At 35.0% G+C, this 3916-nt stretch carries 5 protein-coding genes and 1 pseudogene; 4 read left to right on the top strand and 2 right to left on the bottom strand.

All coding sequences use genetic code 11. From position 1 onward, the window contains the following. Together CCU_RS01670 and CCU_RS01665 are read right to left on the bottom strand one after the other, a co-directional pair. A partial coding sequence (locus tag CCU_RS01670; protein WP_243440830.1) for an ATP-binding cassette domain-containing protein occupies positions 1-298 on the bottom strand: 298 nt, incomplete at its 3' end. Continuing rightward, a pseudogene (locus CCU_RS01665) lies at positions 295-1431 on the bottom strand (DUF1430 domain-containing protein); the annotation flags it as partial. The pseudogene CCU_RS01665 and the gene CCU_RS01670, both read right to left, overlap by 4 nt. A 29-nt stretch (positions 1432-1460) precedes the next feature. Here CCU_RS01665 and CCU_RS01660 point away from each other — a divergent pair. The 4 genes from CCU_RS01660 to CCU_RS01645 all read left to right on the top strand — a co-directional run bounded on the left by CCU_RS01660 (position 1461) and on the right by CCU_RS01645 (position 3360). Next, positions 1461-2279 (top strand): hypothetical protein, encoded by an 819-nt coding sequence (locus CCU_RS01660; protein ID WP_015533330.1) that lies wholly within the window; start codon positions 1461-1463, stop codon positions 2277-2279. A 68-nt stretch (positions 2280-2347) separates the two neighbouring features. After that, positions 2348-2563: a hypothetical protein gene (locus CCU_RS01655; RefSeq protein WP_015533329.1), complete on the top strand. Its 216-nt coding sequence runs from the start codon at positions 2348-2350 to the stop codon at positions 2561-2563. Between the two features lie 96 nt (positions 2564-2659). Continuing rightward, the gene (locus tag CCU_RS01650; protein ID WP_015533328.1) at positions 2660-3121 is read left to right on the top strand and encodes a DUF6572 domain-containing protein; all 462 of its coding nucleotides are present in this window, start codon (positions 2660-2662) and stop codon (positions 3119-3121) included. A gap of 89 nt (positions 3122-3210) precedes the next feature. Beyond that, the gene (locus CCU_RS01645) at positions 3211-3360 is read left to right on the top strand and encodes a hypothetical protein (RefSeq protein WP_156337963.1); all 150 of its coding nucleotides are present in this window, start codon (positions 3211-3213) and stop codon (positions 3358-3360) included. Positions 3361-3916 lie beyond the last annotated feature (556 nt).

Below are 3916 nucleotides of genomic sequence, written 5' to 3'. Positions count from 1 at the left end.
AACTTAAATTTTCTTTAACTGTCTTATTTTCAAGCAGTGCAAAATTCTGAAAAAGAAACCCCACTGTATCCGCAAAAAAACTGTTTTTATTTTTAAGCCGGGTAATATTCAGCCCTTCGATTATGATACTGCCGCTATCCGGCTTTTCGATACCACCAATCATATTGAGCAAAGTGCTTTTTCCACTGCCGCTATCCCCGCTGATTACTACAAAACTTCCATCCGGAATTTCCAAATTAAAGTTGGAGAAAATTATTTTCTCTCCAAATGCTTTATTTAAGCCACGAATTATAATCATAAACATCCTCCCTTCAATGACTTTGAGATATTTGTTTTTTCAACCCACATAATATTTGTGAAAATGATTGCCATTTCAATAATGGTGAGCAATGATCCAATCAGTAAAGCAATCCCGACACTTGCGTTAGATATAAAAATCGAAACAATGCAAATCAATATCACAACGGCTATATTTTCTATGAGATTAACGGAAATAAATCTTTTGTGCCTTTCATAAAAGCTATAACCTAAAACCTTTTTGAGGGAGATTTCCATAGAGCTAAGTCTAAATTCCATTTTCGCTTCAGATACGATGATAGCGATATCTAACAGCAATACTAATACGCAAAGAGAGCTTATAAAGCTAATCAATTTTACAAGGAAACTATGACTATAAATGTAATCCTCTCCGACATTCGTCAGCATAAAATAGTGTGAACCAAGCTGTTCTGCATATTTTTTCGCAGCATTACGAATTGTGCTTTCATCGCATCCGTAGATTACCTCACCATTATATGTTCCTGTTTCGATATAACTTCCATTTAAAGCAACAGCCTCATTTGCCTGATAAATCACAATCGGATTTGTTACTCTTGACAATCCGTCAATAGCCTCTTCTCTGTTCGAATTGAGATAATAAAATTGCTCTCTGCCAGAATATTCTTTATAAACAACACGCAGTTCTTCTGCATTTTGGGTAAGAGAGCTAATTTCCTCTTTTGCGATATCTTTGTATGATTCCGCATTTCTTCCCTTTGGCACGAAGACCACGATATCCTCTTTTTCATCATCTTCAGTAAGCATATCAGAAAACCCTTGTAGCATATCTCTGGCATTATGATTTACAAAAATATAATTATCCGTATCGCTTATCCGGCTGCCTATGCAGACCACCGGATTTATAGTGTTGTATTCATTTTCGTAAAGGTCATTCCAAAATTTGCTCTCTTTGGATTCCTCCTCATTTTCTTCAAAAGGAGGTTCAATCTGCATAACTCCAAAATAATAATCATTATAATGATTTTCTAAAAGAGTCGTGTTTGTAAGTAAATTACCTTGAATGCTACTGAGATTTGTAGTTATTGTAAAAATTGTCATAGCAGTAGCAAATACTTTAAGACCGTTCAGAAGATAAAACATACCTTTTTTATCTTATTATTGGTGCAGCTACGTCAGGTGTCATGAATGGAATAGCTTCCATGAATTCCGGCAAGTCATTTTACGATGGATTTGCAAGTGGTTTTGAATCTGGAGCAATATTGGGTGCAATCAGTGGTGGATTAGGAGCCGGGATATCGGCAGTTGCAACCGGGGCAGAACTGACAGTAGGAAGAATAGTGGCAGTAAAAGCTGTGAATATGATATCTGATGCGACTGTAGATACTGTGGTATATGCATATCATTCAGACAAGTACGATAAGAGTATTACTGGTGTAGACATAGTCAAGACTTGGGCAGCGAGTGCTGTAACATCGCTTGTTATGCAGTCGATTATGGATGAATGTAATGATAGGACTCAATCACCAGATAAGAACAGTAATTCAATTAATTTTAAGAATTCGTTGGATAATCAAAGTAAAGCTAATAGTAATAAGCCCACAAATACAGTCACATATAGACGTGTTCAAGGAGGAACTGGAGACAAAGCAAGTCAACAGAGAATATTAATTGATAGTGAAGGAAATGTATATATAAATAAGAAAAATGTAAATTTGAATGTTAGTGTGGATAACGGAGAGCATTCGCAGTATTATATAGAAAATAAACGACCTGGTGCTGATATTTATGAATTTGAAGTTCCTAAATGGTTAGATGATATGGTAAACGAGTATATCGTGCCGGAAAAGAATTATAGAACAAATCCTTTAAATCAGGGGAGATGTGCGCCAAAGCTAAATGATCCCACAACTCCTGGAAGATGCATAGAATTTCCTGCACCGTGGATTGAATGGATTGAGGAATATGCTACAAATGGAAGAATAATAGCAGGAGGGGGGTAGGTGAAAGATAAGAAATAGAATAAGGTAAGCTTAAAATTGTTGAAAAAAATAATTGGAGGATTGGTTTAATGAAAAAAACGATTTCGATAATGACAGAGGAGTTTGTAAATGAAAAAACAGGCGAAAGCGTAGAGGGTATAACTATAATGATTGATGGAGTTATAAAAGATTTATTTGATATTATTAAGCATGAAAAAAAAGAATACAGCGATAACGTAAGTATAGTTCAGGATGCTTTAATGAAAGGTTTAGAAGAAATAAAAATACTATATAAGCTAAGGTAATTATCATAGAATTTGCGATTTGCAAAAATACATTGTTTCCATAACAATTAGTATAGTGGAAACAATGTATTTTTTATAGTAACATGAGAAAAAAACATGCTGATTGACTATGTTGGACACACTACGTCAGAGGCAAAACAAATTGCTGGAGAAACAGGTGTAACACATGAGGAGAAAAATACGTATTTAAAGAATCGCAGATATTATTTTGATGCTGTTACCAAAACAATGGTTAGAAGTATGTCGGTTTTAGATAGTGGAACAATAGATGGAATGGCTACGGATGAAAATGGGAAGGCTTTAATATTACTGATATCAGATCATCTTGATTGGAAAAATGAGTATGATCATTTACTAAGACTACAAGAAAAAATAAATTCTTATATTACATTCTGCGAGGAACATCAATATAACGAATTTTATGAAGAAGATTTAATAGAATATGCTGTTTTTGAAATCCATTTTAAGTATGAACCAACAAAAAAGGCTATGGATTTTTTAGAACAAGTACAGCGGCAAGTAAATGAACTCGGAATAACAATCGAATGCCATATATAGAATGGGTATTCGTGAGAGAATGCATTGTTCTCATAGCAATTAATGCGTAGGAAACAATGCATTTTTATAATCAAATAGAGAAAAACTAAATGAATGCTGATAAAAAAATAGACGATGCAATACTATTGTTTGATGATGCCATAAAGGAGATGGTGTTGTGTCGCAGGAAGATGATGTTGGAGCTGCGAGTGTGGGAGAAGATGCGAAGGATAGTAGAGATGAGCTTGAAGACATTTTAAAAGCGCTTGAAGTTGGTGGTTGCTAACTTAGATATAGCGCTGTCGTTTGCACCGACAGACTTATGTGCGAGAACTCTTAATTCTTTGACCTGCTCTTTGGTAAAGTGTCCGTGCGAGTCCACTTTGAGCAGATTTGCCAGATGAGTCATATGCATGGAAGCTATCAGCGTCGTTTGTGAATTTGAACGGCTCAATGAGTATTTCATCGTCCGATGAAATTGTAGCGGCGAAATGGTTGAGTTTGGCAATATCAATGCCTACAAAAATTTTCATGAGGTTGTACCCTTTTATAAAGTCTGATACCATGATGTCCACCATCGATTATCATCGTAGACTTGATAGAAATAAGTAATCGGAGTGAAAAACACTCCAGTTGAGTAGTCAAGCTACAGAAAAAATGAAAAGTTCATAGTATATGAATTGTATTGAATCAAGACATTAAAAGAAATATGTGATAATTATCTTTCTAATGTTGGATTTCAGGATCCGGAGGAGTTTGAATTTGTTGACAAATACCTGAATGAGGGGATTAATGGACAATAGAGGAGTTCTTTTG

It is taken from the genome of Coprococcus sp. ART55/1 (assembly GCF_000210595.1).
In the GTDB taxonomy this organism is placed as follows: Bacteria; Bacillota; Clostridia; order Lachnospirales; family Lachnospiraceae; genus Coprococcus; species Coprococcus aceti.
The sequence above is the reverse complement of the archived record's forward strand: the minus strand, read 5'-3'. Positions and strand labels throughout refer to the sequence as shown.

Coding starts and splice junctions, on each gene's coding strand:
- CCU_RS01660 (WP_015533330.1), top strand. CDS start 1,461: ATGAATGGAATAGCTTCCATGAATTCCGGCAAGTCATTTTACGATGGA.
- CCU_RS01655 (WP_015533329.1), top strand. CDS start 2,348: ATGAAAAAAACGATTTCGATAATGACAGAGGAGTTTGTAAATGAAAAA.
- CCU_RS01650 (WP_015533328.1), top strand. CDS start 2,660: ATGCTGATTGACTATGTTGGACACACTACGTCAGAGGCAAAACAAATT.
- CCU_RS01645 (WP_156337963.1), top strand. CDS start 3,211: ATGAATGCTGATAAAAAAATAGACGATGCAATACTATTGTTTGATGAT.